Origin of the sequence: Cellulosimicrobium composti, assembly GCF_010287905.1 — a bacterium.
Lineage (GTDB): Bacteria > Actinomycetota > Actinomycetes > Actinomycetales > Cellulomonadaceae > Cellulosimicrobium > Cellulosimicrobium composti.
Genome location: NZ_JAAFAN010000135.1, coordinates 1 through 2,468 on the forward strand (window position 1 = coordinate 1; position 2,468 = coordinate 2,468).

A 2,468-nucleotide genomic window follows, 5' to 3' on the forward strand; every position below is an offset into this window, starting at 1 on the left:
CCCCCCCCCCCGGGGCCCGGGCCCCCCCCCCCCCCCCCCCCCCGGGCGCCCCCCCCCGGGGGGGGCGGGCGGGGGGGGGGGGGGGGCGCCCCCCCCCCCATGGGGCGCGGGGGGGGGCCCGCGGGGGGCGCGCGGCCCCCGGGGGCGGGGCGGGGCGCCGGGGCGCCGCGCCCGGCCTCACAGGCCTGCGACCGCCGCGGCGAGGTCGGGCTCGAGGCCGAGCGCGTACTGCTTGTTGAGGTGGTCGCGGTCGGCGTAGACGGGGAGCCCGCCCACGACCGCGTAGCAGCGCTCGGCGTCGCAGAAGCGGTCGCTGAGGTCGACCGGCACGAGCCGCCCGGGGCCCTGCGTCGGCTCGCTCGCCGCCTCGAGCATGGGGTCCGCGGGCTGCGCGACGGCGCGCTCGACCGCGCACTCGACCGGCGCCTCGGCGTTGAGGATCGCGCAGTCCTTGTCGCGCACCATCCCGTTCATCGGCGGGTCGCCGAGGACGACGACGTCGATGCCGGCGGCGGTCCACGGCTCCCAGTACGACCGGAAGCCCTCGACGTACTGCTCGGACTCCGACCGTCCGGACCCGTCGTCCACCTGCTCGGCGCGCGCGAAGCTCGACGTGAGCACCATGTCCGGCCGCTCCGCCGCGATCTCGGCGTGCACGGCGTCGCGCCACTCGTCGCACTGCGCGCGCTTCTCCGCGGTCGCCGGGTTGCCGCGGTAGCCGACGTACTCGACCTCGGCGGGCGGGCACGCGCCCAGGAAGCTGAGCGTCACGTCCCAGCCCTCCGCCGCGGCGCGCGCGAGGACGGGCGCCTGCCACTGCTGCGCGTGCGAGTCGCCCATGAGCCACACGCGCGGTGCGTCGTCCCCGCCGCCGAAGTCGCAGTGCGTCGTCGTCCGGGTGTCGCCCACCTGGAGGCGGGACTGCGGCTCGCCGCACGCGTCGGGGTGGTCGAGGACGTAGTACGTGCTCTCGTCGCCGAGGACGGGGTTCGCGGCGGGGCCGAACGGGTCGTCGCACGCGGCGCCCGGCGTGAGCGCCGCCGGCCCGTAGCACGCCGCGTCGGCGGCGGCCGCCTCCTGCGCCCGCTGCTCCGCCGCGGTCGCCTCCCGGCCGGAGGCGGCGTGCAGCCCGAGCGCGAGCGCGCCGACGACGGCCATGCCCACGACCATGACGGCGAACGACCGCCGCGGACGCACCGAGGCCCAGCGCCACGACCGTCCCGTGTCCTCGACGAGCGCCTTGGTGACCCACGCGAGCGCGACCGACGCGACGGCGATCCCGAGCTTGTCGACCGTCGTGAGCGAGCGGCTCAGGGCGAACGGCGCGACGACGATCAGCGGCCAGTGCCACAGGTACACCGAGTACGACACGTCGCCGAGCACCTGGACGGGGCGCAGCGCGGTCACCCGGTCGTGCAGGAGGGGCCGCCGCTCGGTGCCGGCGAGGATCACCGCGGCCGTGCCGAGCGCGGGCACCGCGGCGAGCCATCCGGGGAACGGCGTGCTCGGCCCGTACGCGGCCGCCGTGACCGCGATCGCGGCGAACCCCGCGATCGCGAGCAGGTTCGCCCACGGGGCCGTGAGCCGCACGCGCGTCGCGCCCAGGGCGAGCAGGCCGCCGAGCGCGAACTCCCAGAAGCGCACCGGCGTGACGAAGTACGCCTCGCTCGGCGAGCGGACGGTCATGACGACGCTCAGGACGAGCGAGAGCGCCCCGACGACGGCGACCCCGGCGGCGACGACGCGGCGCGGGCGCGTGGCGAGCCGTCCTCCCCGCACGGCGAGGAGGTAGAGCCCGACCAGCAGGAGCGGCCACAGGAGGTAGAACTGCTCCTCGACCGACAGCGACCAGTAGTGCTGCGCGACCGTGGCGTCCTCGTTGAGCGCGGAGTAGTTCACCGACTGCGCGGCGAGCGCCCAGTTCTCCACGTAGAACGCCGAGGCGGCGATCTCCTGCGCGCTGCGCGTCCACGCGGTGTACGGCAGGAACGCCCAGACCGCGACGGCGGAGACCGTGAGCACGAGGAGCGCCGCGGGCAGGAGGCGCCGGACGCGGCGCGCGTAGAACGTCGCGAGGCGCACGCGGCCCGTCGCGAGCAGCTCCTTGAGCAGGTGGGACGTGATGAGGAAGCCGGAGATGACGAAGAAGACGTCGACGCCCACGTAGCCGCCCGGGAGGCGGTTCGGCCACAGGTGGTTGAGGACGACCGCGCCCACCGCGATCGCGCGCAGCGCCTGGACGTCGGTCCGGGGCGCGGTCGGCGTGCCCGCGGACGCACGGGCCGCGGCGTGCCGCGGGGGGTGCGTGCGGAGCTCGGTCCGGGGAGAGGTCACCGCACGATGATAGAGAGGCGGGGGGGGGGGGGGGGGGGGCGGGCCCCCCGCGCCCCCGGGGGGGGGGGGGGGGGGGGGTCGCGACGCCCCCCCCCGGCGGCAGGATGCGAAGACGGGGGGTGGTAAAGGAACCA

Annotated in this window: 1 protein-coding gene; it reads right to left on the reverse strand. The window is 77.4% G+C overall.

The genetic code is table 11. From position 1 onward, the window contains the following. Nucleotides 1–177: 177 nt before the first annotated feature. Nucleotides 178–2,334 carry an acyltransferase family protein gene (locus GYH36_RS18990; protein ID WP_162290687.1) on the reverse strand — a complete coding sequence of 719 codons (2,157 nt, stop codon included), beginning with the start codon at nt 2,332–2,334 and terminating at the stop codon, nt 178–180. Nucleotides 2,335–2,468: the final 134 nt, after the last annotated feature.